Genomic DNA, 1,840 nt, shown 5'->3' with positions numbered 1-1,840 from the left:
CGCGGGCAGCGCCCGCAGCACGGCGTCGGGCGCCGCCGCGCCGATCGCGCGGGCCAGGACCTGCGCGGTGCGGTCACTGATGAGTTCGTCGGCGAACGGCATGTGGCTCCTTCTCTTCCCGGCAGACGTCAGACGCTCAGGTCACCATGGTGACCTGAGCGTCTGACACTCCCGCGGGCGGGCGGTTCCGCTCCGGGCAGGTCTCGTACCTCGGCCCCTACCCTCCGCTGCGCCTACGGCTCAGTCGACGGTCGCGTCGACCGTGACCTCGATGTTGCCCCGGGTCGCGTTCGAGTACGGGCAGACCGCGTGGGCGGCCTCGACCAGCTCGTCCGCGGTGGCCTGGTCCACGCCGGAGAGCTCGACGTGCAGCGCCGCGCTCAGGGTGAACGCGCCGCCGTCGGCCGGGTGGATGCTGACCTCGGCGACCACGGCGGAGTCGCTGACCGCGACCTTGCGCGCGGCGGCGACGGCCTTCAGCGCGCTGTGGAAGCACGAGGCCCAGCCGGCGGCGAAGAGCTGCTCGGGGTTGGTGGCCCCGCCCGGGCCGCCCATGTCGGTGGGGATCGCCAGCTTGAGGTCCAGCAGGCCGTCGTCGCTCACCGTGCGGCCTCCGGCGCGGCCGTCACCGGTGGACGTTGCGACCGCGGTGTAGATGCTGTCAGCCATGGATGCGCTCCTTCTCGAGCCGGTGCTCGACCGGTCGATGTAGACGAACTAGTACGTCTACATTAGCCACACGGGACGCGTTGACACAAGCCGGGCAACGCGAGAGCCCGTCGTCACGGTGCGTGACGACGGGCTCGGGCCAACCTGGGCGGGTGCCGCTACCCGCGCGAACCTGCGGGCCGGCCGGCGTCGACGACGGCGAAGATGGCGCGGTCCAGGGCGCCGCCGACGCGGGTGGGGTCGTCGAGGTAGCCGGACAGCATGGCGCCGTCGCGCAGCATCATCAGCTCGTCGGACGCCTGCTCGGGGTCGGTCACGCCGAGCTGCTCGGCCATCTCGGCGAAGGTCTGCCGGTACCAGGCGCGGTGCTCGGCGACCACCGCGCGGACCGGGCTGCCGGGCTCGGCGTACTCGGCGGCCGCATTGATGAACGCGCAGCCGCGAAAGCCCGGCTTGCACGCCTCGGTGCCGACGCTCGCCGCGAACCGGTGCAGTGCCTCGGTGTCGCCGACGGAGGCGCGCAGGCTCTCGAGCGCTCCGCGCTCCCAGGCCGCCTGCCGCTCGAGGTAGGCCACCACGAGGGTGTCCTTGGTGCGGAAGTGCCGGTAGAACGTCACCTTGGTGATGCCGGCGCGGTCGATGATCTTGTCGGCGCTCACCGCGCGGATCCCGTGCGCGTAGAACAGCTCGGTGGCCGCGTCGAGGATGCGGTCCCGGGTGGAAGGGGCCGTCGTGGTGCCCATGTGCGCACCTGCCTCCGTACTCGTTCGAGGATCTGAAAGAGACGAGTCTACTCGTGGTGTACTGACGGGTTCGTCTACCGGCCCAGGGTTTCCAGTTCGCCGCCCGGTGGGGGAGAATGGCGTCCGTGGTTATCCGGAACGCCCGATTCGTCCCACGCCACCGATCTGCCTCCGCCGCGGCACTGCTCGCGGCCGCCGCCCTCGTCCTCACCGGCTGCACGGTGCCGACGGCCGAGGGTGACGACGGCAAGACCGGGGAGAAGTTCCAGGTCAGGGAGCCCTCCGCGCCCGCCCTGGTGCTCGACTCGACCGACCCCGCCGAGCTCGCGCTCACCGCGAGCCAGGCCTTCTTCCACGCCAGTCCGGTCGCCGTGATCGCCTCGGCCGACGACGCCGCCGCGCGCGCGACCGCGGCGGCCACCGGCGCC

At 72.2% G+C, this 1,840-nt stretch carries 2 protein-coding genes and 1 pseudogene; 1 reads left to right on the top strand and 2 read right to left on the bottom strand.

Features of this window, described 5'->3' with window-relative positions:
- Positions 1–240: 240 nt before the first annotated feature.
- The gene (locus tag PROKR_RS17715) at positions 241–669 is read right to left on the bottom strand and encodes an organic hydroperoxide resistance protein (protein ID WP_036965167.1); all 429 of its coding nucleotides are present in this window, start codon (positions 667–669) and stop codon (positions 241–243) included.
- Positions 670–827: 158 nt separating this feature from the next.
- Positions 828–1,412 carry a TetR/AcrR family transcriptional regulator gene (locus tag PROKR_RS17710; protein ID WP_036965166.1) on the bottom strand — a complete coding sequence of 195 codons (585 nt, stop codon included), beginning with the start codon at positions 1,410–1,412 and terminating at the stop codon, positions 828–830.
- A gap of 125 nt (positions 1,413–1,537) precedes the next feature.
- Here PROKR_RS17710 and PROKR_RS35280 point away from each other — a divergent pair.
- Positions 1,538–1,840: pseudogene (locus tag PROKR_RS35280) on the top strand (hypothetical protein); the annotation flags it as partial.

This window comes from Promicromonospora kroppenstedtii DSM 19349 (genome assembly GCF_000515355.1).
Classification (GTDB): domain Bacteria; phylum Actinomycetota; class Actinomycetes; order Actinomycetales; family Cellulomonadaceae; genus Promicromonospora; species Promicromonospora kroppenstedtii.
Note: the sequence above shows the minus strand (reverse complement) of the source record. Positions and strands in the feature narration are given on the sequence as shown.

Bases quoted from the DNA above. Each gene is read 5' to 3' on its own strand.
- PROKR_RS17715 (WP_036965167.1), bottom strand. From the start codon at position 669: ATGGCTGACAGCATCTACACCGCGGTCGCAACGTCCACCGGTGACGGC.
- PROKR_RS17710 (WP_036965166.1), bottom strand. From the start codon at position 1,412: ATGGGCACCACGACGGCCCCTTCCACCCGGGACCGCATCCTCGACGCG.